We start from the raw sequence: 943 nt of genomic DNA, 5'->3' as shown, positions 1-943 counted from the left end.
AATACTCGTACTGTTTTACTTGCTCCTCTACGAACTGAGTATTTCCCCCTAATTCGCTAGCAACCGCGCTTATCTCATTGATTGGCAGCCCCAAATACCCGTTCCCATTCAAACTGTTGTCGCTCACGATGTCCGACTGCACGATGTCGTTACTCAACGTTGCGCCTGAAATCTCATCCACCCCACTGACGAGGGCGGAGTAGAGTCCGTATTGAAATAACTCTGACCACCCTGGATAAGTAGGAGAATTCTGATTGACTTGAAGAGCTTTGAACTTGTCACTTCCATAAATGGCCAACTCTCCGACCACGCCGCCATACTGGGTATACACGGTGTTCACCGACACAATGTACCCATAGCCGTTGGTCCCGGATCCTGGCTGAATGACCTCCATAGCGAAAGCACTGGGCGACAGAGCAGAAAACGCCGCGAGCGCTGATGCTCCGGTCAGGCACATTCGGATGGCGTTTCGTTTCCGACGCACAAAACCACCCCTTCCTACTGAAAGGGACAATGGCATGCAAACGGACAAAAAAATTGCGCGCCTCGACGGAGGCGCGCGGTACGAAACCAAGGTCAACGCGATGAGTCGACGGTAATATTGGGAACAACATCAGGATAATTCATCGTAACCTCGTTCATCCCTATGGTAATACCAAATAACCCGGTTGGCCGCGCAAACGAAATCGTCGTGCCGCCCTCATACTGACTCGCATTGGAGGGAGAAGACAGCGGCGGAGCGTAATATTCCGTTGTGTAGTCTTGTGGCACATGCGCAGCGGACACGTTGTAAGAATCCTGCGAGTCTCCCGTATACGGAAGCTCCACGTTCACCTGATTGCCGACGAGCCACATCTTGATCCCATTGAAAGCACGTACCGCAATGCGGTAATCCTGCGGATTGGGTTCTGACATCCCATATCCAATCGGCGCATGAAGCGTG

General features: G+C 52.1%; 1 protein-coding gene and 1 pseudogene. Both read right to left on the bottom strand.

Annotated features, from left to right (window positions below; genetic code table 11):
- A partial coding sequence (locus AC27E8_RS06605; protein ID WP_487111394.1) for a hypothetical protein occupies positions 1 to 484 on the bottom strand: 484 nt, incomplete at its 3' end.
- A gap of 92 nt (positions 485 to 576) precedes the next feature.
- Positions 577 to 943: pseudogene (locus tag AC27E8_RS06600) on the bottom strand (hypothetical protein); the annotation flags it as partial.

The organism is Alicyclobacillus sp. CIJ1, assembly GCF_057538885.1.
Note: the sequence above shows the minus strand (reverse complement) of the source record. Positions and strands in the feature narration are given on the sequence as shown.